The organism is Knoellia sp. LjRoot47 (assembly GCF_964253435.1).
GTDB lineage: Bacteria > Actinomycetota > Actinomycetes > Actinomycetales > Dermatophilaceae > Knoellia.
Window position 1 is genome coordinate 14056 of the sequence record NZ_CAXUQS020000004.1, and the last position, 20861, is coordinate 34916.

General features: G+C 68.7%; 25 protein-coding genes. 6 read left to right on the forward strand and 19 right to left on the reverse strand.

What is annotated here, in order from left to right; translation table 11 throughout:
- Nucleotides 1-79: 79 nt before the first annotated feature.
- From ACSQ11_RS17845 to ACSQ11_RS17860, 4 genes are all read right to left on the reverse strand, one after another.
- Nucleotides 80-283 (reverse strand): hypothetical protein, encoded by a 204-nt coding sequence (locus ACSQ11_RS17845; RefSeq protein WP_436008032.1) that lies wholly within the window; start codon nt 281-283, stop codon nt 80-82.
- A 65-nt stretch (nt 284-348) separates the two neighbouring features.
- Entirely contained in the window at nt 349-1047 is a 699-nt protein-coding gene (locus ACSQ11_RS17850) for a ParB/RepB/Spo0J family partition protein (RefSeq protein ID WP_436008034.1), read from the reverse strand.
- On the reverse strand, nt 1044-1319 hold the full coding sequence (locus tag ACSQ11_RS17855) for a hypothetical protein (RefSeq protein ID WP_436008036.1): 276 nt from the start codon (nt 1317-1319) through the stop codon (nt 1044-1046). The genes ACSQ11_RS17850 and ACSQ11_RS17855 overlap by 4 nt, the downstream gene beginning before the upstream one ends.
- Nucleotides 1319-1708 carry a hypothetical protein gene (locus ACSQ11_RS17860; protein ID WP_436008038.1) on the reverse strand — a complete coding sequence of 130 codons (390 nt, stop codon included), beginning with the start codon at nt 1706-1708 and terminating at the stop codon, nt 1319-1321. Before ACSQ11_RS17860 ends, ACSQ11_RS17855 begins: the two co-directional genes overlap by 1 nt.
- A gap of 241 nt (nt 1709-1949) precedes the next feature.
- Here ACSQ11_RS17860 and ACSQ11_RS17865 point away from each other — a divergent pair, with 241 nt between their 5' ends.
- Entirely contained in the window at nt 1950-2894 is a 945-nt protein-coding gene (locus ACSQ11_RS17865) for a hypothetical protein (RefSeq protein WP_436008040.1), read from the forward strand.
- A gap of 65 nt (nt 2895-2959) precedes the next feature.
- A complete protein-coding gene (locus ACSQ11_RS17870; RefSeq protein WP_436008042.1) occupies nt 2960-3460 on the forward strand; it encodes a hypothetical protein in 501 nt (166 codons plus the stop codon).
- Nucleotides 3461-3480: 20 nt separating this feature from the next.
- Here the strand turns inward: ACSQ11_RS17870 and ACSQ11_RS17875 are convergent, their stop codons facing one another.
- The 8 genes from ACSQ11_RS17875 to ACSQ11_RS17910 form a co-directional block, all read right to left on the reverse strand.
- Nucleotides 3481-4629 (reverse strand): ATP-binding protein, encoded by a 1149-nt coding sequence (locus ACSQ11_RS17875; protein ID WP_436008044.1) that lies wholly within the window; start codon nt 4627-4629, stop codon nt 3481-3483.
- A gap of 54 nt (nt 4630-4683) precedes the next feature.
- Entirely contained in the window at nt 4684-5424 is a 741-nt protein-coding gene (locus tag ACSQ11_RS17880; protein ID WP_436008046.1) for a hypothetical protein, read from the reverse strand.
- The gene (locus ACSQ11_RS17885) at nt 5414-5536 is read right to left on the reverse strand and encodes a hypothetical protein (protein ID WP_436008048.1); all 123 of its coding nucleotides are present in this window, start codon (nt 5534-5536) and stop codon (nt 5414-5416) included. The genes ACSQ11_RS17880 and ACSQ11_RS17885 overlap by 11 nt, the downstream gene beginning before the upstream one ends.
- Nucleotides 5537-5687: 151 nt before the next feature.
- The gene (locus tag ACSQ11_RS17890; RefSeq protein ID WP_436008050.1) at nt 5688-5906 is read right to left on the reverse strand and encodes a helix-turn-helix domain-containing protein; all 219 of its coding nucleotides are present in this window, start codon (nt 5904-5906) and stop codon (nt 5688-5690) included.
- A gap of 102 nt (nt 5907-6008) precedes the next feature.
- Nucleotides 6009-6485 (reverse strand): hypothetical protein, encoded by a 477-nt coding sequence (locus ACSQ11_RS17895; protein WP_436008052.1) that lies wholly within the window; start codon nt 6483-6485, stop codon nt 6009-6011.
- Between the two features lie 123 nt (nt 6486-6608).
- Nucleotides 6609-6959 carry a hypothetical protein gene (locus tag ACSQ11_RS17900; RefSeq protein WP_436008054.1) on the reverse strand — a complete coding sequence of 117 codons (351 nt, stop codon included), beginning with the start codon at nt 6957-6959 and terminating at the stop codon, nt 6609-6611.
- A complete protein-coding gene (locus ACSQ11_RS17905; protein WP_436008056.1) occupies nt 6956-7240 on the reverse strand; it encodes a hypothetical protein in 285 nt (94 codons plus the stop codon). The genes ACSQ11_RS17900 and ACSQ11_RS17905 overlap by 4 nt, the downstream gene beginning before the upstream one ends.
- The gene (locus tag ACSQ11_RS17910; RefSeq protein WP_436008058.1) at nt 7237-7560 is read right to left on the reverse strand and encodes a GntR family transcriptional regulator; all 324 of its coding nucleotides are present in this window, start codon (nt 7558-7560) and stop codon (nt 7237-7239) included. The genes ACSQ11_RS17905 and ACSQ11_RS17910 overlap by 4 nt, the downstream gene beginning before the upstream one ends.
- Before the next feature lie 191 nt (nt 7561-7751).
- Here ACSQ11_RS17910 and ACSQ11_RS17915 point away from each other — a divergent pair, with 191 nt between their 5' ends.
- Entirely contained in the window at nt 7752-8222 is a 471-nt protein-coding gene (locus tag ACSQ11_RS17915) for a hypothetical protein (RefSeq protein ID WP_436008060.1), read from the forward strand.
- A gap of 689 nt (nt 8223-8911) precedes the next feature.
- Nucleotides 8912-10735 carry a hypothetical protein gene (locus ACSQ11_RS17920; RefSeq protein WP_436008062.1) on the forward strand — a complete coding sequence of 608 codons (1824 nt, stop codon included), beginning with the start codon at nt 8912-8914 and terminating at the stop codon, nt 10733-10735.
- Between the two features lie 22 nt (nt 10736-10757).
- Here the strand turns inward: ACSQ11_RS17920 and ACSQ11_RS17925 are convergent, their stop codons facing one another.
- The 5 genes from ACSQ11_RS17925 to ACSQ11_RS17945 form a co-directional block, all read right to left on the reverse strand.
- Complete coding sequence (locus ACSQ11_RS17925) at nt 10758-11471, reverse strand: protein NO VEIN domain-containing protein (RefSeq protein ID WP_436008064.1); 714 nt, start codon at nt 11469-11471, stop codon at nt 10758-10760.
- 209 nt (nt 11472-11680) lie between these two features.
- Nucleotides 11681-13588, reverse strand: coding sequence for a DEAD/DEAH box helicase (locus ACSQ11_RS17930; RefSeq protein WP_436008066.1), 1908 nt, complete (start codon nt 13586-13588; stop codon nt 11681-11683).
- Nucleotides 13581-15044 (reverse strand): hypothetical protein, encoded by a 1464-nt coding sequence (locus tag ACSQ11_RS17935; protein WP_436008068.1) that lies wholly within the window; start codon nt 15042-15044, stop codon nt 13581-13583. The genes ACSQ11_RS17930 and ACSQ11_RS17935 overlap by 8 nt, the downstream gene beginning before the upstream one ends.
- Before the next feature lie 34 nt (nt 15045-15078).
- Nucleotides 15079-16197, reverse strand: a complete 1119-nt coding sequence (locus tag ACSQ11_RS17940) for a hypothetical protein (protein WP_436008070.1) — start codon at nt 16195-16197, stop codon at nt 15079-15081.
- Between the two features lie 151 nt (nt 16198-16348).
- Complete coding sequence (locus ACSQ11_RS17945) at nt 16349-16786, reverse strand: hypothetical protein (protein ID WP_436008072.1); 438 nt, start codon at nt 16784-16786, stop codon at nt 16349-16351.
- Nucleotides 16787-17042: 256 nt separating this feature from the next.
- Here ACSQ11_RS17945 and ACSQ11_RS17950 point away from each other — a divergent pair, with 256 nt between their 5' ends.
- On the forward strand, nt 17043-18650 hold the full coding sequence (locus ACSQ11_RS17950) for a ParB/RepB/Spo0J family partition protein (RefSeq protein ID WP_436008074.1): 1608 nt from the start codon (nt 17043-17045) through the stop codon (nt 18648-18650).
- Nucleotides 18651-18721: 71 nt separating this feature from the next.
- Nucleotides 18722-19726 carry a DUF932 domain-containing protein gene (locus ACSQ11_RS17955; protein ID WP_436008076.1) on the forward strand — a complete coding sequence of 335 codons (1005 nt, stop codon included), beginning with the start codon at nt 18722-18724 and terminating at the stop codon, nt 19724-19726.
- Nucleotides 19727-19799: 73 nt separating this feature from the next.
- Here the strand turns inward: ACSQ11_RS17955 and ACSQ11_RS17960 are convergent, their stop codons facing one another.
- Together ACSQ11_RS17960 and ACSQ11_RS17965 are read right to left on the reverse strand one after the other, a co-directional pair.
- Entirely contained in the window at nt 19800-20300 is a 501-nt protein-coding gene (locus tag ACSQ11_RS17960) for a hypothetical protein (RefSeq protein WP_436008078.1), read from the reverse strand.
- 10 nt (nt 20301-20310) lie between these two features.
- Complete coding sequence (locus ACSQ11_RS17965) at nt 20311-20664, reverse strand: hypothetical protein (RefSeq protein ID WP_436008080.1); 354 nt, start codon at nt 20662-20664, stop codon at nt 20311-20313.
- Nucleotides 20665-20861: the final 197 nt, after the last annotated feature.

Sequence of the window (20861 nt, forward strand, 5' to 3'; positions counted from 1 at the left end):
TGGTGTTATCCCCAAACGCCGACGGGATGGCCCCGGGTGGACATGGCGGCCGCCATCGGCTGGGTGAAGCGCCTACTTTCTACTTTCCGACCCAGGCCCGGACGGTCATCCGGGTGACCCCGGCCCGCCGGGCGACCTCGGCCTCAGGGACTCCTGCGGCCACGGCGGACACGACGGCCTCGCGCAGCTGGTCACGGGTCCGGTCCCGCGCGCGGTCCGCGCGGTCGTTGGCGGTGCGAGCCTTGGCCAGGGCCTTCAGCTCTGGCAGTGACTCGTCCAGCATGGTCCACTCCTCGTCGACACCCACGGTGTCTACGACTGTACAGACCGGCACTGCGTCGCTGACCGTCACGACCGCACGGCGTCGTCGACGATTGCCTGCTCCCAACACTGACCACACGCCACCCCGCCGACCAGGATGCGGACGTCCCGGTGAGTGCAGTTCAGTCGCGCGGCCAGCGGGTGGGCCCGGCCGAGGTAGCTCTGCTTGGGAGCCCGCAAGGCGGCCGATGCCTTCGGGGCGGTGCTGAGCGTCGCTGCGAGCTCGGCGGCCGCGGTGACGGTGAGCGTCCCCTCGTCGAGGAGGTCTTGGGCTTCCTGGGGAAGGTTCAGCAACAGCAGGCGTTGGCGGACCAGCTTGGGGGAGTAGCCGGTGGTCAGTGCCACTTCGGCGGTGGTCATTCCCTCGGCACGCAGCCGGTCGAAGGCCCTTGCCTGCTCCATGGGAGTGAGCTCCTGGTGCATCGCGGCCGCGCACATCGTTGCGATCACGTCGCGGGCGCCGGCACCGGAGGTGACCAGGCAGGGGGCGGCGGGGACCATGGCCAGCTTTGCGGCCGCTAGGCGGCGGTGCCCGTCGGTGACCAGGTAGGCGCCACGGACTCGGTTGACGATGAGCGGCTGGAGGATCCCCTGGGTGCGGATCGAGGAGGCCAGCGGACCGATCTCCTCGAGTTGCTCCCGGACGTTGGCCGGGTTGGCGCGGAGATCCCTGATGGGCACCATCTGGAACCTCATCACCGGCATGGCGCCGGCAACCGCGCTCACGATGCACCTCCGGAGTCTGCGAGGAGGCGCAATCGCCGGTGCTCGCGGCGGCGAATCGCCATCTCCTGCTTGGCTTTCGGCGTCCGGTCCCGGACCAGGATCGTCCTCTGGGCCACGTAGTAGCCGATCGCGCCGGCGCTGACGCCGTACCGGGCGCCGATCTCTCGGAGCATCCATCCCTGCTCGTAGAGCTCGACCGACTCCCTCTTCTGCGCGTCGCTCAGTTTGCGTACCCGGGGGTTGCTGTGGCTGTACACCGAGTCGAAAGGCATCAGAGACCTGCCTCGTCCGGGTTCACCACGGCGAGCAGGAGGCTCAGGCGGCCGCCCTGGACGTGGTTGGGGTCGACGATTGGGACGCAGCGACTGCACAGGTCGACACCGGCGGCCGCGCAGACCCAGTGGCATCCGCCCTCACACGCGTGAGCGTCGGTGCAGCCACACACGAGGCAGACCCGGTGGCGGGACTCGCCGCCTGCTTTCACCGTTGCCAGCTCCGCCGCCAGCTCGTTGGCCGATGCCAGTAGCTGTTCGGCCGCTTGTGGGTGCCGGGTCCTGCGCAGAATCTCGGCCGATGCCAGGGTCGCGACTCGCTGGTGTTCCAGCCTCACCACCTCTGGCGTGGCGGCTTGTTCATGTGTCCATGACTGCATCTTGCCCACCTCTTTCAGGGTGTCCGGTCGGATGTCGGCGACTCCCGGTGCCTGTATAGCACTATACAGGCACCGGGAGTCATCTGCATAGTGCTATACACCCTCGGATTCCGGACCGTTCCGCCTCCCAAGGCGGCCCACTCATCACCTGGTGGACATCTCGATCCCGGTGCCGTGTCCACCACCGGCACCTGCGCGGGCTTTGGGCGGTGAACACCTGCAGGGGGCTGCACACGTCGGGAGTCGCCAGATGAGCTACAACAAGGCCTGGGAGGTCGCCTACACCCGCGAGCGGGCCCGGGGTCACCGCCGTTACGTGCCTGCCGACGCAACCCGGGCACGGCTCCGGGATCTTGTCGAGGCGCACGTCCCCCTCCGCGCCATCGCCCGGGCGGCCGGCCTCAGCGACACCGCGGTCGGCCAGCTCGTCGCCGGGCGCCACGACCTCGTGCAGCGCCAGACCGCCGAACGTGTCGCGAGGCTGAGCCTTGCCGACGTGTTCGACCAGGCGACCGGCAACGTGCCCAGCATCGGCGCCACGCGGCGAGTTCAGGCGCTCATGGCCATCGGATGGCGCAAGACGGATCTGGAGGCCGCTGGAGTGCCCACAGCACAGCTCGTCACCCGGACGGGGCGCGACTGGATCAGCGTGGCGGGGTGGCGGCAAACCCGCGACGTCTACGAGCGGCTGAGCATGATGCCCGGGCCTTCCCAGGCGTGTCGCGATCGCGCACGCTCCAGGGGCTACGCGCCACCCCTGGCGTGGGACGAGGACGCGATCGATGACCCTCGCGCAGCCCCAGACGCCGGCCCGGAATCTCCAGTCGCGGTCGACCACGTCGCGGTCGACCGCGCGGTTGCGACGGGCAGGGCAGGGATGGCGTGCGATACCAGCCTGCGGCTAACTCAGGACGAGCGCGTCGAGGCAGTACGCGCCCTGGCCACCAGAGGATCTTCCGATAGCGAGATCGCCAACGCCGTCGGCGTCTCCGGTCGGACGGTCCTGCGACTCCGTCAGCGTCACGAGATCGATCCGGGAATCCCGCCGGCACACACCGAGGACCCGACCCTTGGGTCCGTCGCTGGGGACCTCGAGGGCACTGCACGACTACGCCGGTCCGTTCGTCTGGAGCAGATCAACGACACCGCATCCGGCCGTGCGTTCCAGAGCCCGGGGCGAGCGGTCGGGGCCTGAGCTCGGGCGGCCGGTCTTGGGCCAACTCGTTGACGCGGAGCCGGTCAGGATGTTCGCTGAACCTCGTGAGCACCCGCCCGGACGAGGAGGACCTGGTCGTCCACGTCCTGGCCTTCGGGTCGGACCGGCTCTCGTTCACCGCACGGGGCCTGCTGGTCCACCTGTTGGGCTCGGGCGAGGAGAGGCACGGCGTCAGCGACCTCGCCGCTTCATCCGGCACGTCCCGCGGGGAGCTGCTCCGAGCGATCCGCGAACTCGAGCAGGCCTCCCTCGTCAAGTTGGCTCCCGCTCACGAGGCCGGGCCGCAACTCGCCCTCGTGACGGAGCACCCCGCACGTCGGCCGATACCTCGCGACCCGCCTCAGCCGCAGGCGCCGCCCGACGACCCGGCCGTCACCCAAGCCGGGATCGCCAAGGTGCGCGCGGCTCTACAGTCCGCCCGCGACAAGGGTGCGGCGCGCCGGCACGACCACCGGCCCTACGTACCGCCGTGGCAGCAGGCATCGTCGCGCAGGAGGGCGGCACCGGCCAGGGTCGGGACGCCCTTCGACGTCGAGGCGACCTGACTTCGTCGCCGGGCTGAGGGTCAGCCCGGTTCTTCGGTGTCGAGGATCCAGGTGGCCATGCCAGGCACCAGGAAGCGCAAACTACGACCATCGGAGAAGATCGTTCCCTTCGCCAGCAGACGAGCGCGCAGGTAGGACAGCGCCGCTGGCGCCTTGCCGAGCCGACGGGCGACGTCCGCGTGGGTCACGGCCCCCTCGTCGGCGAGCTGGGCGGCCATCGCGGTCAGGTACTCGCGCTGCTTGCGGCTGGCGTCGTGCCAGCGACCGGCGTAGAGCCCCCCGGCCAGATCCGCCTGGGCCGCCGTGGTCGCCTGCCCGGCATGGTCCGCCGTGATGGTGGCCGATCCGGTGGACGCGCGCCAGGCGTGATGACCGAAGACCTGCACGGCGTAGGGGTAGCCGCCGCTGGCGGCCGCGAGCTGGTCTGCGGCCTGCGAGTCCATGGGCCTGCCGGCGAGGCTCGCTGGTCGCGTCAGAGCCTCGAGGGTGTCGCTCGGACCGAGCGGCCCCAGCTCGTGCCACTCGCCGCGCTCGAGGTAGGTGACCGATGACCGAGGGTCGCGCAAGCTCGGCAGGCCGGCTACGGCGACGACGATCGGCCATCCATCCGGGACGTGCCGCTGAAGGGCTGCGGTGAGCGTGGCGAGGTCCTCACGGGTGGCGAGGTGGACCTCGTCGAGGGTCAGCACGAGCCCGGACGCGCGCTCGATCGCCGCGGACGTCGTCTCTGCCAGGGCTGTCTCGACGACGTCCGCCGGCGGACGTCCCGAGGTGCGGGTGAAGCCGGCCTCGCCGCCGACTCCGAAGGCGCCGGCCTTCACGCGCGCCTCGGTGAGCTGCATCCGCCCCGCGGGCGGCGTCTGGGTCAGTAGCTGTTCGGCGGCCGCGAGGCGATCGACGAGTTCGGCGAGGAAACTCGTCCGCGGCTTGACCTCGACGTGGACGCCCACCCAGCTGTGTTCGGCGGCCGCCAGGTTGGAGATCTCGTTGAGGGCAACCGTCTTGCCGACGCCGCGGACTCCGACCAAGATCAGCGGCCGCGGCATCCGCCCGTCGAGAGCTGCGACGTCGAGGGCTTCCCTCGCACCGGCAAGCACCGCACCCCGTCCCGCGAGCAGGACTGGGTGCTGGGCGAAGCCCGGGCGGTACGGGTTGACTTGCCGAGCCATGAGCGGAGTATAGCGGATCTAGCAATCTGAGCCCGATATAGCAAAATGTAGCGACTACCTGCTAGGGGCGGATCGGCCCACCGGTGGAAGTGTCTCGGCTGTCCGGCGTTGGGCTGCTCGGAGGCGATCGTGCGCGGAGTTGGCGACGCCCTCGGCGCGGCCGAGCGATCGGCCGGCGCCGGTAACGGCGAGCTCGACGGCGCGGTCAAGATGCCGAACGGCCTCGTCCGCTCGGGCGACCTCGCGACCGGCCTCGTGAAGACCCCGGTCGACCCGCAGCGTCGCTTGCTGGTGATTCTCGTAGGCTTCGCGGGCTGTGGTGGCGGCCACGGCGGTCGCCGCCGCCCCGTGCATGTGGCTCTGCACGGCCTGCGCGAGAGGGGTAGCCAGGTCGACCACGGATGTGAGCTCCTCCACCTGGGTCCGAAGTTCGGCCACCGTGGGGGAGTGCTGAGCCAGGGAAAACGCCTCGAGGCGCTGTCGCGCCCAGGTCAGGTGACTCTTGGCGGCCTCAAGCCGCTCGATGAGCTCTGCAGCCAGCGAGGAGCTGTCGGCGCAGCGCTTCCTGACAACGTCCATCTGAGCGCCGGCGGTCTCGAGGTAGGCGGTCCCTCGCCAGCCGTCGTCCGCCATGCGAGCGGCTGCGGTCTCACACTCGACGTCGTCGAGGGCGCGCTCAGCGCCTCGGGCGGCCACCTGCAGCTCCTCGACGCCCCGCCACACGTGCTGGAGGTTTCCTCGAGCCGCCGCCAAACCACCGATCACGTCGTCGGCCACCTGCGCGTCAGTCGTCATCGCCGTCTCCTGCGCGGACGTCGCCGGCGAGCTCCTCGAGGCGGCCGAGCGCCTGCATGGCCTGCTCCAGATGGGTGCGGATCCTGTGCAGCTCGGCCTGGTTGTCGTCCATGAAGCTTCTCCACGCGGTTGTCGCCGGGCGTCGGCCACCCCGGCGCCCTCTCACCCCCTAAAGCGCCGGCCAGAGCTGCGGGCGGTCACGTCGACGAGAAGTCTTCACAACTCCACCCATCCGTCCGGGCTGCGAAGCGGGTTAGAGCAGATCAGTCCCGACGGCCTTGCCGCCGCTCGTGAACGCGCTGCGCGCCTGGCCCTCGGCGAGGCACCCCCGCCTCGTCGAGGGCTCGCCGGATGGCTGTTTGCGTGCGGCCTGTCAGTTCCCCAAGTTCGCGTAGTGATCTTCCTGCGGCGTATTGCTCGGCAACGAACCCGACCAGCTGGTCGCGCTGTTCGCGGGTTTGCCTCACTCCGGAAGTGCCCATGAACTGAGGCAACACCCTGAGCGTTGGCCGGGTTGGGTAGACCACCGGGGCCTTACCCGTCGCCCTGGTCGTTGAGATGCCGCCGGGCAGTCGCGGCGAGGTTCATGGGGTGGTGCCCCAACGCTGCTGAGCGCCTTGCCTGGTCAGGCCGGCTGCGCGTCCGATCTGGGACCAGCTCGCCCCGTGTCGGCGAGCCGCACTCACCGCGGCGGCCGCGCGGTCCTCGATCGAGCGCAGCTCGTCGACGAGCTGCTCGAGGTCGCCGAGGGCGGTGAAGGGTGCCACGTGCTCACGCCACGGCGGCAGGAAGAACTCCTCTTCCAGGGCCTCGGGGCAGTCGCGCCATCCGTTGGCGTCGGTTGCGTAGGCCGGCTTCGTCGGGCCCGTCCAGCCACACTCGCAGTGAATCTGCCAGGTCGTGACCCGATCCCACGGGACCACCACTTCCTCGTGGCCGGTGACGTCGAAGCGGCGTATCTCGTAGCCGGCCTCCCGATCGGCGGCGAGCACTTCCCGAGGAATCACCCCGCCGCTGGTGGTGGTCCCGGTGGCTCGGCCGTCGTCCAGGACGTTCGCCACCCAGCCCTCGTGATCCGGTGCTCCGTCTACTGACCATCCCATGCCGTCAACCGTAGTTGACGGTCGCCGCTGGTGTCAACATGTGTTGACGCCTCAGCGCACCGGGCGTGGCGACGTGTGTCGTCACCAGTGGGGGAGGGACCCACTCAGGCGCCGGCCGAGGCCGTCGAGGTAGGCGACTACGTCGGCCCGGGTGTGGGGGGCCTCCTCGTTGCTGGTGCCTCGGATCACCCGCCCGGTGAGCTCGGTCTGGTAGTCGTCGCCGGCCCCCTGTTCGATCATCGCCTTCAGGCGTGCGACGGCGCCGCGAGCCTGGACGAGGTCCTCGACCGGGACGATGACTGCTTCGTCGCGGCCGCGATCGATCGGTACCCGCCAGAGCACACCGTCGTCGTCGCGGACGTTTGCGGTGGGGGAGTCGGGGTACTGGGCCAGCGTGGGGTGGTCCCTCGGCGCTTCCGGCTGTGTGCTCATGATGCCTCCTCGGGCCGTGGCAGGGTGGCGACGATCGCGGCCGCGACGTCCTCGGACGTGGTGTCGATCGGCAGTGTGTGCTCATACTTCGACCCCCACGCGTAGTCGTGGAAGCGGCCGGAGTCGCTGATCGTGACCGAGGTGATCGGGTATCGCCCGGTCTCGCCCCAGATGTTGACGCCGGCGGTGCCGGGGCCTGTGGTGAAGCGGTCGGCGCGAACGTCCTTGACGCTCAACGCCTTGATCAGATGGTCGGCGAGTCGGTCGACGTCGGTGCTCATGATGAGCCCTCCTGGTCCTCGAGGTAGGCGATCGCCCTGTCCAGGTCGGCCCGAGCGGACTTGAGACTGGCCACCAGGCTGCGGTGGTCGGTGGTGGGGCTGGACTGGGCGATGACGAACGCTCCGACGCCCTGCTCGGTGCGCAGCAGCTGCTCGCGGACGAGAACCTGCTGGGCGTCGCGGATCGTGTTGAGGCCTGGCACGTCGAACTCGCGCTGGAGCTCGACGATGCTCGGGAGCCGGCTGCCGACGGGGTAGGTGCCGGCGGCGATGCGCTCTCGGAGCGTGTCGGCGATTGCCTGGTAGCGACTGGTGGCCATACACTCACTCTATCATACTATTTGTATGGAGTGAGTCGAGGGATTATTGACATAATCTCAGTTATCGGCACACTTACGAAGCGCCCCTGAACCGACGCCGCGCGCGTGAAGATCGCCCCGGGTTGGTGTCGTAGTCGATCGGTATCGTCCGTGGACCCCTGAGCCTCAGACCGAGCCAGCCCAGCATCCACATGGAGGACCTCGTGCCAGACGTACCTGACCTGACGACTGATCTTGTGGAGCGCATCGAGCTCTTCCTCGAGCGCGTCGACCTTGATGTCTCGGTACCGATGGCGTTGACCGACATCGCTCCGGTCGAGCAGTGGGAGGCTGTCGTCCTTCACGCCACCGACGACCGCGCGGCGGAGGCGTTCCTGCGCACCACCACTGCGATCCTGGGGCGCCGGTACCCCTTTGCGGTGCCGTTCCCGTTCGACAGGCTCCCAGCTGTCGCCATCCACGAGGGATGGTGGGCGGAGGTCGATGACGGCCGCGCGATCGCGCTCCAGGTCTTCGATGCGTACGTTCACGGCGGCTCGGATGAGGCGGCCGTCCTCTACGCCTTGACAGGAAACCGGCCAGCCGCCCTTCGCGGATTACTCGAGATCGCGGGCGCGACTCTCTGCGCAGCGCAGTCGCACCCTGAGGCGTCGAGCGACTAGCGACGCGCTGTCTGCGTGCCACTGGAGGGCCGCGGCGAGGAGCCCATCGGGGTCGAGTTGGCGCCCAACTGGTGCGTACCGACACGCGCGAGCGTTACACGGGGGCCGACTTGATCTTGATATGGTTTCTAGAACGCCGATCAAGGATCCGATCCTCCATCCGGGAAGGTGACTCGAGTGAGTGCAGCCGAGCATCCGCGCCTGCTTCCGACTGGCACTTGCTGGTGTGGGTGCGGAGAGGAAGTCGCGCTCGGTGCATTCTTCGCTCGCGGCCACGACAAAGTCGCCGAAGCGGCGCTGCTCGCCGCCAGGTATGACGGCTCCGTTGCGCGATTGCTTCGCGGGCACGGATACGACGCCGACCACTCGGTTACCGCCGACGCAGTGCAGTCGGGGACCTGGGAACGGTGCAATCGTTCCGGCTGCAACTACGCTGGGGCGCCTGCGAGCGTTCGGAACCACCGCGGGAAGGTCGGCCACTGATGGTGCGGTCTTCGGCCCGGCCACGCTCTACGGCGCCGGCGCTGCGCGGATCCACCCCCAGACAGCCCGACACCACGATTCGCAGCCCCCTCAGGCATTTTGACGCCGCGGCGGTGAGTTCGAAGGTGCGCCGTGAGGTCCGGAACCGTGAGGTGCACCTACCACCTGTCAGTACCTACCGCTGGTGGGCTCGGCGTACCGAGGCCGTGAACGGCGCGATCCTCGACGCGGTCAGTGCGGACCGCCCTGGGCGGATGGTCGTCAGCGACCCCTTCGCCGGCGGCGGCATCATTCCGTTGGCCGCCGTGATGCGCGGACACTCCGTGTACGCCCAAGACCTGAACCCTTGGGCAGCGCAGGGACTGGCGTCGATGCTGGCCTTGCCAGATCCAGAAGCCCTCAGAGAGGGCGTCGCAGCCTTAACCCAGCGGGTGCTGACAAGTGCACAAGCGGCCTATGGCACCGTTCTGTCGGACGGGGCTCCGGCGCTCGTGAGTCACACCTTCCGGGTGGCCGTTGCTCCCTGCACGGCCTGCGGCCGGAGCCAGCGCATCTACCCGCACGCACTCGTCAGTCTCACAAGTCGCGTCGAGAGGAATCTCCCCGAGGCCTTTCTTGCGTGCCGAAACGGCCACCTGTTCAAGGGGCGTCGCGACGTGGTCGCTGCGTGCTCAACCTGCGGCGAGCTGACAGATCCGGCGCATGCATACACACCCCGACGCGTCATCACGTGCCCTTGTGGCCACCAAGACCGACTCGAGGATCGAGCGAAGGCAACGGGACTAACGTGGGAGGTGGTGCTGGTCGAGCGAGCCGGCGGTGGGCGACGCGAACTCTCACTACCGACTTCGGGAGAGCTGGCCGCGGCCCAGGCCGAGCATGCGGACCCACGGATGCAGCTCGGCGCCATCCCGGAGGGTCAGGAGACCGCGGTCCTCAGGCGTCACGGATTCCGTCGCTGGGAGGACCTCTACCCGCGCCGCCAGCGAGCGATGGTGGAGAGGCTTCTCGAACTCGCACCTAGTTGCTCGCCAGATGACGCCGTGGTCGCCGCGCTGAAGCTCGCCATCATCGGGTCCACGGAGATGGCCGGCCACCTGTCCCGCTGGGATCGGTACTACCTCAAGAGCTACGAGTCGATGGCGGGCCACCGGTTCAACTTCACGACGCTTCCGGTGGAGCCGAACGCGTGGGGCACCACAACGAGTGGACGCGGCACCACCTTGCGGAGACTCGTGCAACTCGTCAAGGCTGCCGAGTGGCTCAAGGAACGCACCGGCGGCGGGCTGCAAGTCGCGGGCCCGATCGCGGCCAGCACACCCACTGTGTCGGCCCTGCTCGGACGGGATGTGGACGGTCAATCGCTCGACCGTCCCGACGTCTTGGTGGTCGTCGGGAGTTCCCAGCGGCAACTCCTGCCCACAGGTTCCGTTGACCTGGTCCTGACCGACCCGCCGTACCACGACGATGTCCAATACGGGGAGCTCTCGCAGCCCTTGCAGGCATGGGCGGGCCTGACCCCTGCGGACTCGGGCGGCGATGCCGTCGTGAACCGGGCCACAGGGCAGCTCGTCGCGGCTGGCAGCTACACCACACTGCTTTGCTCGATCTTCCGGGAGTCCGCGCGGCTGCTGCGCGACGACGGGCACCTGATCTTCAGCTACGCGAATCGCGACCCTCAAGCCTGGGCGCAGCTCCTAGAGGCTCTACAGAGCGCGGGACTCCGGGCCGCCGGCTGCACGATCGTTCACAGCGAGAACGAGACGGATCACGCGAAGCGGAACGTCCGCGCGTGCACCCTGGACCTGATGCTGGACCTGGTGCCGGTGTCCGGTATCCCGGTCACCAAGTACCGACCCGCTGTGGGCGACACCGCCGAGGAAGAGTTCCTCGGCATCATCGCCGAGTACGTCTTGGCGGTGGGTGACCTGGACGGCAACTGGCAGGAGGAGTTCTACGAGGGAGCTTCCTCCGCGGAGTTCCTACAGCCCCGCCGGGTCCGCCGAGCGAATGGCACCGCCACCAAGTAGCCGGAACGGAACCGCACGCACCTCAGCTGTGTGCGTCCAGCGGGAGCCCAGGCTGAAAATCGGTGATGGCGATGCTGAGCCGAACGCTCGCCCAACGGCCCTGGCCAGAGACATCGCGTGGGAGATGCTGGACGAGGCTCAGCGAGGAGCACCATCCGATGAGTTCCAAGCTGTCGTCACGGTTCCGTCGTACGGCCACGAGAGACCAGCCCGGGTCTCTCGCGCCGACTGTGGCCTCGTTACGTGAGAGGAAGAACTCCACCCGTCCCACCGATGCGCTGCTGGTCGTCTTGACCTCGATGCGGTGTCGGTGTCCGGTGGTGTCGGGGCTGGTGACGTCATAGCCCAGTTCGTCGCTGCGAAGGCTGACCCTGTTCACCGCGGTTGCCAGGTCGGGCCGATCCAATTCACACAGGTGCTTCCGGCAGAGTTCAACTACGTACTCTTCGCCTTGAGCTCCCTGCTCCGCCAGCTGGGCGGCATCCAAGGTGCGCCCGACACTCATCAGGAGCGCCTCTCGGCGAGTCGCATCCTCGAGCAGCTGTTGGAGGGCCTCTTGGTCGGCCTCGGGGACGTTTTCCCACCGGACCTCGTCGTCGACGACCGCCGCGTACAACCACAGCGGCGGTTCCTCGACCATCAGTTCCTGGAGAAGCAGCTCGGCTGCGACATCGTCGGGTAGGCCGCACAGACTGAGCAGCGTCTGCGTAGGCACGTGGCTGGTGTCGTCGACCATCACAAGGTGTGCCCGTTGAAGCAGAGCGTGTCCCGCTTGCAGGTCCTGCGAACGGTAGAGGCCCCCCGTGGCGAGCTGGTCGTAGCTGGCGGCTAGGGAGGTTTCGCTGTTTCCAGCCTGGTCTAGGACGCGGCCTGCCAGGACCGCAGCCTGAAGTTGGTAGGCCGTCGGCGTCGACCGTGCGGGTCGGTTCTCGTGGGCAGCGTCGTTCACGGGTCCCCGCGGAGGTGGGCGAAGAGGGCCACCATGTCGGCTGTCGAGTCCAGAGCTGGTCCGTAGTCCTCGTCAGACGGCAGTGCCATGGTGCTGAGGTCCGGGTCGTCGAGCATTTCCCCGAGGCGCTCGGCCTTCTCTCTGATCCTTGAATCGATGACCTCGTCGATGGTGCCGGTGGTGAGCAGGAACGTGATCCGGGTTTCCTGCCCGGGTGCGAGTCCCAGCCGGTGGATTCGGTCGATGCTCTGGAGATACTGGCCCGCGTTGAAGGTTCGGTCGAGGTAGATGGCGTCATGGCAGACCTGATGCAGACTGACGCCCTCGCTCATCGCGGCCGGGTTGGCCAGGAGCACGGCGCATGCGGGATCGGTCCTGAAGCGGGCCAGTTCCCCTTCCCTGGTTCGGGTGGCGTTGGGGTCCGCGAACTCGGAGGGGATCCCTCCGTAGATCAGCGCCGGCTGATAGACCGCCAGCATCCGCTCGAGCGCCTGGAGATTCCTCACGAAGTTGCTCCAGATCAGCGTCTTACGCCCTTGGGAAGCGTTGGCCTCGATCATCTCGGCCAGCTGTCGGAACTTCGCCGGCGTTTCGTACTGGTTGTACCGCTGCAGCAGATCCCATAGCGCGCTGCCAGGCGGAACGTCGAGCGGCGGGTGCCGGAAGGTCATGACGTCCTCGGAGCTTGAGCCCGCCGTGAGCAGTTGGGGGTTCGTGGCAGCCTCGAGGAGGTACATCACTATGTCGCCCATGTTCGCGAAGTTGGCGCGATCCGTCATGGAGACGTCGAAGGCGCCCACGTAGCGGTCCCTCAGAGCGTTGTAGATCTCTGCCTGAAGGGGATCGAGACCTACCTCCACGACCCGCATCGTTGGCTGGTCCAAGCCCAGCTCACTCTTGCGAGTCCGGGCGAACAGGGGTCCGATCGCATCGGCTACCAAGGCGCCAGCGTCCGGCGGAGGCGGCGACACGAGCGCGTCGGTGGGCAGGATCTTTCGGCCCTGTCCCGGCCACAAGTAGTCCATGAGCGCGATGAGGTCCTGCGGACTCTGCGGGGCCGGCGTTCCCGTGAGGATGTCTCGGCGTGCAGCGAGGAAGGCGATGCTCAGACACGCGCTGCCGAACGTTCCATCCCATCCGCGCTTCATGCGGTGAGCCTCATCGAGGAGGACCAAGGTGGGCTTGCGGCTCACCCACTCGGCGACCGTGTCGTACCGACTGTCGAGGCGGTGGTAGTTGACGACGAGCACCTCGGCATCGCGCGGTGGCTGATCGACGAGGGGAGCCACGACTGGGCGCTGTCCCTCGGGAAAGCAGTCGTCGACCTCGTTCTGCCATGCGTCGAACGCCGAGAGGGGCGCGACGACGAGCATCTGTTCAACCCGCCCGGCGGCGCGTTCGCTCTCGTAGACGGCGTACGCGACGGTGGTCTTGCCTGCTCCTGGCACAGAGAAGTTGGCGCCGTTTGCGAGCCCCAGCAGGCGTCCGAGATCGCGGATCTGGAAGGTGCGGAGTTGGCGTGAGAACCGCGTCCCTGTGAGCCTCCCGGCCACCGCGGCGTGGTCCAGCGGCTGCGGTGTGGCGAGGGCGGACTGCAACAACCGTCGTTGAGCACGTGTCTGCTGCAGGATGCTGTCGAGGTCCGGGGTTGAGACGATTCCGACGCCGTAGCGCTGGCAGGCCATGCGCAGCCACGCCATGTTGCTCAGCAGCCGTTCGAGCGGAAGGAGCACCCGCTCACCGGGGCGATCGCCGTCGGAACCCCACTCGCCCAGTAGCTGCAGCCAGAACCCCTGAGGCACGTCGCCAAGACGGGTGGCTTGCACTGTCGGCGGGTTCCCGGTCAGAGCCAATCCGAGGGAGGGCACCGGCGCGGCGCTGGCGGAGACGGCTTGTTCAGTCACCCGATTCCTCGCTCGGCGACACGACGGACTGGAAGGCCGCGGCCGCCCTCTCGTACTCCTGCACCGCGGCCTCGAAGTCCGGGCGCTTGAAGCCTGCCCGGTCCTTGACGTCGGCGTACGCCTTCGCGGCCTTGTCCAGGACTCGTGCTGCCTCCTTGAGGTGCACCATCGGAGCCGTTAGGTCATCGATCTGACGAGCGTCGCGCTTCTTGTTCTCGATCGCCGTCGTCAGGCCGCTGAACAGCTCCGTGGCGACCACCACCCTGGGGAGGCTGACGCTGTCGTCGTCGGACGCTCCCGGACTCAGCAGGGTGATGTCCTCGTCGGGCTTCGTCTGGGCCAGCAACGTGTACACGCCAGAAAGACTGGGCTTGCTGTGGTTGGTCGCGGTGGGTGGCACGCCGGGCGTGGCCTCCTCCTCGTCGTCACCGAAGAACTCGCTGACGCCCGCGGGCGCGGCGGTTGCGCCTGGTGCCCTGCCCGTCCCGTCAACGGTGAGCAAGGTGTCGATGTGCGGGGCCAGGGTCGTGGACTCGCCGAGCGCCGGAACCACGTAGTTGTCGAGGAGGTTCGAGTCGATCTCTCGGAGCCGGCGGTAATCAACCCCGGCGATCATCGCCGCCAGCTGCGCGTCACGAACGCGGCCCGCCTCTTCTGGCTTGTTGCTCTTCAAGCGCTGGTAGTCCTGGTCGATCTCGATCAGCGCCTGTCGCTGATCGTCGAAGTACAGGAAGTTCAGGACACCACCGCTCGCGCTCACGATCTCGCGGATGAGGCCGAGCAAGCGAAGTTCTCCCTCGACCAGGTCGACTGCCGCCTTGGTGTCCTTCTTGCTGGTGGTCAGTGAGGGGCGGAGCGCGCGGCCGACTTCCAGGGTGGTGTAGTTGCCGCTGTTGATGAGGTCCTCGATGAAGAGCAGCTGGCTGGTAAAGCTGTAGTCCTGCTTGACCTCCTGCTCCATCTGCAACTGGAGCTCAAGCTCGGTGATCTCCTTCGGGCCGGCGTCGGCTGGAAGGATGACCACCTTGATGTACTGCTCGCGCAGGTCCCGAAGGGCAACGGCGCGGGTATTGGCGTTGACGAGAACGCCGCCTGTCGTGAGGACGCCGGCATACAGCTGGCCGTCGTTGGCCAGGGCGTTCTTGATGCGTTCGAAGCCCGGAGTTTCCCGGAGCAGATGGGCGATCAGGCTCTGGGCCTGCGGGCCATAGGGATCGGCGGCGACGAGATCCTGCTCGCTCTGCGGCAGTGACTGGAGCTGCGCCTTGATCCGGTGGCTGTGAGGGCTCAGGAGGACGACGTCCAGGTCGACGGTGGCCGCGGGGAGGACTAGTTTGCCTCCCTTCCACCGCAACTCTTCGGCCGTCCCACCGCCACTCGCGACGGCCTGCTTGGCCGCGTCGACGGCGGCCTGGATAGAGCTCTCCCGAGTGGCGGTCGTGATTGGCTGGCCCATATACCTCTCCTGTGCGACGTTCGGTCCCAGCATCTCAGTCCGCACCGACACAAGCCGCGAGGCTGGCCAGCCCGTCGAGCGTTTGCTCTGTGTATAGGCGTCCGCCGTACGCGCGCACCAGGTCGTCGCTCTCGCCCCGGTCGGCCCATCCGGTGCCGAACAGGACGAGGACTGCCGGCACGGCGACCCTCTTGGGGAGCTGGAGCAGGGTGGCTGCGGTCTTCCGTGCGGTCCCTCCGTCTCTTGCGATGGCCACAAGAACGGCCAGGCCGGGGCCGCCATCCGACCGGCGGGTGACGACGGAGAGTTGCCCGGGTGGCTTGCCAACCACGCCTGCTCGGCCGCCGAGGAATGACTTCGCTACGGGCTCGTCCCCTTCGGTGGACCAGTAGCCGACGCTGTGGTCGTCGAGTGCGCTCAACACTCGCCGGACCATGAGCCTGCTGATCTCGTTGTTGCTCCGGTTTCGGTGAGCGCTCCATGCGCTGCCCACATCGCGTTGCGCGAGAAGGGTCCCGTAGGCGACTCCGTCGACGCGCAGTTTCTCGATCACATCCCACCCCTCCGAGCTGTCGAGTAGGAGCTCAAGGGGTCGAGCTGCGACCGCGCCGGTAAGTTGCGGTTCAACCCGAGCTCGGATGATGTCGTCGATGACGCGAAAGGCCCCGAGTACCTGGCTCGGATTCCACACCCCGCGCGAGTCGCCTGGGAGCGGGACGCCGCGCGCTAGGGAGCGCGCCTGAAGATCGCGCCAACTGAGGCCGGCGGCGAGCCCCAAGGTCTCTATGACTAGCGGGTCGTCCGCCTGAGCCGCCATCACGGTCGCGCTCGTGATGTCGGACAGCGTTCCGCTTGGCGTTCGGCGAGCAAGGTTGGCCAGCACAGCCTGGTACCGATGCGGAGGCACAATCGAATCGGTCAGGACGAGGTCCGCGCTCGTGTCGAGCGTGCTACGCAGTGCCGACCTCACGGCGGTCCGGAGCGCAGCATCCGCGCCCCGGAAGCCTGAGTCGGCCGCTGCAACGACGGCCGTAAGGATGCTCGCTCCATCTCCCCCGGATACCGGTCTGCCCTCGGCGATCCAATGCAGCGCGTCGACCACATCTGTTCGCCCGGTGGCGGCCAGCAGCGCGGACTCGTGCTCGGGTGCCATTTCGCGCCCCTCATTTTCAGCCTGGACCATGCCGCCAATCTTGCCGTGGGTGGTCATCAAACCGCGGACACAGGCCGCCGCCGGGCACCCACCGATTCGGTGTCCTCCACGGGCTGACGGATCGGAGGATTCCTGCGGGTGAGCGTCACCGTCATCGAACAGGATGGTTGGGCAGTCGGCCGGGGATCGGCGCCAGTTCGGCACTTGCAAGGCGCCTCGAGGCGTCGATCGCGGCGAGGACGGCCTCACGGAGAAAGCCAGACCGGCTGAGCAGCACGCCTGAACCTCGGCGGTCCTCGACGATCGCGAGCTCGAGCGCGGCCCTGGTGTCAGCGCGCAACGGGTGGTGCCGGTTGAAGCCCCGGCCGCGGCCGACAGGCGCCAGCTCCCCCTCGAGCCGTAGGCGTTCGCGCCCCCGGACCCCGCGCGCGACGTGCTGCTCGATGGCCCGGTGGATCCAGCCGATGAAGGCGCCCGGAGCATCAGGGTCGTTGTCCAGGTCCGCCACGTATGCCGCTCGGGCCAGTTGCCAGGTGTCCGGGTCCCAATAGGCACCCGTCGAGATCGTCTCCCCAACCGTCTCCACCACGGCACTCCTCCTCGATTTCCTAACACCCACCCGCTCGTCATTCCCGGTCCCTCGCGACATCCGGTCCACCTGGCCCGGACCGGGTGGAGGACGGGGCAGAGCGCCCTGACACGGCACCTGACGAAGGGCCACATTTCCACAGTCCTCTGTCCCACGGCGCGTTGTCCACAGGCTCGCCGCACGCTCTGCGACTCGCCCTTGGACGCGACGAGAATAGCGCATGTCAGTTCGTTCTATTCGACAAGGAGCAACACCGATGGACACCAACGCCACACCCACCCCGGAGGCCCCGGCCGCCGAGCAGATCACCCTCGTGCAGGTCGATCCCGCCACGGCGGTCGTCGGCCTCAACGTCCGCAGCGAGGCACACCTCACCGCCGAATTCGTGGCAAGCATCCGTGAACTCGGAGTGCTGGAGCCCGTGATCGGCCACTACAACGACGAGGGCCAGTTCGTCGTCCTGCGCGGCCAGCGCCGCACCCTCGCCGCCGTCGAGGCCAAGCGGGCGAGCATCCCCGCCGTGGTCGTCGACCGGCCCGAGGACGCCGACCGGATCGTGCACCAGATGGCCGAGAACGACCACCGCACCGGCATGACGACCTCCGACCGGATCGCGGGCGTCAAGCAGCTGGCCGCGTTCGGCCTCACCGCCGCGCAGATCAAGCGGCGCACCGCCCGCCCCCGTGCCGAGGTCGACGCGGCCCTCGTCGTCGCAGGCAGCGAGTTGGCCGAGAAGGCGGCTCAGCGCTGGGACTACCTCACCCTCGATCAGGCCGCGACCCTCGCCGAGTTCGAGGACGACGCCGAGGCCGTCAAGGCACTCATGCTCGCCGCCAAGGAGGGCCACGGGTTCGACCACGCAGCACAGCGCCTGCGCGACGAGCGCGAGGACGCCGCCGCGATCGCCGCCATGACCGAGAAGCTGACCGGCAAGGGCGTGCCCGTCGTCGACCGCCCGTCCTACGACGACAAGACCACCGCCGCGCTGCACCGCCTCGCTGCCAAGGAGGGCGGACGCGCCTACAACAAGGCCACCCACGCCAAGTGCCCCGGCCACGCCGCCTACCTGCGGATCAGCATCGGCTGGGAGAAGAACGAGAAGGGCAAGGAGGTTCGCGTCCGGCAGGCCGAACCCGAGTACGTCTGCACCGACTGGCGCGGCGCTGGCCACGTCGACCTGTACAACCACGGGAGCGCCTCGTCCAAGCCGAAGGCGGCCGACATGAGCCCCGAGCAGCGCGAGCAGGCCCGAGCGGAGCGCCGGGACGTGATCGACTCCAACAAGGCGTGGGACACCGCCGAGCCGGTCCGCCGCGACTGGCTGGCCACGTTCGCCGCCCGCAAGACCGCCCCCAAGGGGTCGTCGGCCTTCATCGCCCGCGTGGTCACCGAGCACGCCGAGGTCGTGGCCGACATCGGTGGGTCGAAGTTGGCGGCCGAGTGGTTCGGTCTGAAGCACGAGGGCTACGGCTACGGCAACGGCTGGTCCGCGCTCATCGAGAAGGCGACCGAGAGCCGCGCCCAGGTGATCGCACTGTGCCGACTGCTCGCGAGTCTGGAGAAGGGCACCGACCGCCAGTCGTGGCGACGTGTCATGCCCGCGACGGCCGACTACCTGACGTTCATCGCCGCGAACGGGTACGACCTGTCCGACGTCGAGAAGCGCGCGGCCGGGCTGGTCAAGCCCAAGCCCGCCCGCCGCAACCGCCCCAAGGCAGCCGCCGCCTCCCCTGTCGGCGAGACCACGGAGCCGACCGGCGACGCCAGCGCCGCCGAGGTCGACGTCGCGCCCACGGCCGAGGCCGACGTCGCGCCCACGGCCGAGGCCGACGTCGACACGGACACGGCCACCCCCGCTGCCTGACCCCCGGGGCGCGGGCTGCCCACCGGCAAGCCCGCGCCCCACCCACACCAACCGGCAAGGAGACCCACCCCATGACTCACCAGATCGAGACTCACGGCGACCGCGCGGCCGCCGTCTTCGCCCGGCAGGACGCGTGGCACCGGCTCGGGACGACCGTCGCCGGTCACGCCTTCACCGCCGAGGAGGCGATGCGGCTGGGGCACCTGGGCGGATGGAACGTCCGCAAGGTCCCACTCACAGCCAACGTGATGGACGAGGACGGCGTCACCACCCTCGACGTCCCGGCGTTCGCCACGGTGCGCACCAACCCCTTCACGCACGCGCCCGAGGCGTTGGGCGTAGTCGGGTCCGGCTACCGGCCGCTGCAGAACGAGGAGCACGCCGAGTTCCTCAACCTGCTGGCCGACCAGTCCGGGGCCGTCTTCGACACGGCCGGTTCGCTGCGCGGGGGCCGTCACGTGTTCGTCACCATGCGGCTTCCTGAGTCCCTGTTCGTCGGTGGCACGGACCGCGTCGACCTGAACATCGCAGCCCTGAACAGCCACGACGGGTCGAGTGCCTTCCGGCTCGTCGTCACCCCGGTGCGGGTGGTCTGCGCCAACACACAGGCCGCCGCCCTGCGCGACCACGTGTCGAGCTGGAGCATCCGCCACACCAGCAACGCCAAGGCCGCTGTGCAGGCCGCCCGTGACGCGCTGGGCCTGACGTTCGCCTACGCCGAGGCCTTCCAAGCCGAGGCAGACCGCCTCCTCGAGCGGGAGATGACCGACGCGCAGTTCTTCGACCTGATCCGCGCCACGTTCGGCACCGCCTCCGACGATGCCCCGCCTCGAGTCCGCCGGGCATCGGGCGACCGTCTCGCCACCCTCAGCCGGCTGTTCCATGACGCGGAGACACAGGCCGGCATCAGGGGCACTGCGTGGGCCGGCTACCAAGCGGTGGTCGAGTACGTCGACCACTTCGCCCCGGTCCGCACCAAGGTCGCGCCCGACGCCGCCCGCGCCCAGCGGCTGCTCACGACCGAGGGGCCGACCAACGTCAAGCGCGCCGCCTGGGACGCGTTGACCGCCGCCTAACCCACCAGCGCAGGGCCCGGAGCGCCCCGGCCACGAGCCGCGCTCCGTGCCCTGACCAAAATGCCGGGTCAGGTCACCACAGCGGCAACTGCTCGCCGAAGATCCGCCGCAGCCGTCTCAGATCGGCCGCGACCAGCTGCGGATCCTCGCGCGCCATGTTGCGCAGCTCCAACGCTCGTCGCCGTGCGCCTCGTGGATCGCCCAGTGGCGAACCCGTCAGCGCACGGCGGATGGCCCACTCACGCCGGTTCTCGACGTAGGTCGACGCCACCACGTGCTCGGGGTGCACCCGCTGGCACAGCGGGTTGTCGCACCGGTGACCGAGCACCTCCGTCGCGGCCAAGGCCTCGACGCCGTACACCTGCGCGAAGCCGAAGCGGTGCGCGACGATCACGCGGCCGGTCGAGAACCAGAACCTGCCATGACCCTTGCCACTGATCGCACCCGTCCACCACCAGCACTCACTGCCCGCGACGCGGACAATCTTGCGTTCCCGCCGCGCCACCGTGGCCGCATCCCCCAACGCCCCATCGAGCAGCGCGAGGCCTTCCTCGTCCAGCCGCCGACCACCCACGGTGCACGCCTCAGTCGCCGGAGTCCTCAGGCCCCGGCGCGGCCTCGTCCGCCAGCGCGCACAGCCGCGCCGCCTCCCGACGGCTCAGCCCCTCGCCACACCACTGCAGGGCCTCGTCCAAGCCGAGGCCCTCGTCGGTGGTCATCGCGCGGAGCGCCTCGCCCGCTCGCTGCTCGCAGCGTCGCACCATGTCGTCCCGCTCCCCGAGCGCGACCATCACGTCGACCCCGCGAGCACTGAGCCGCTTCTCCCGCTCGACGCGCTGCTCGCGCATCTTGGCCTGCGCATCCAGTGCAGCGCGCCGGGCCACCTGTCGCGCACTCTGCACCTGGCCCCTGACTGGCTTCTCCTGCGTCTCACTCATCGCGTCCGACCCCTTCCGAGTCTCCGAATCTGTCACCCACTAAGGCCGCGGCCACTCCCCCGAGTGGACACCCGACCGCCGACAACCCCCGAGAACCGACGTACCCCCGTCGAAACCCCCAACCGCCGAGTGCCACACACCTCATGCATTCCCGGTCGTTGAAGCGACAACTACTGACCATCAGGGCCTCCTCTGGA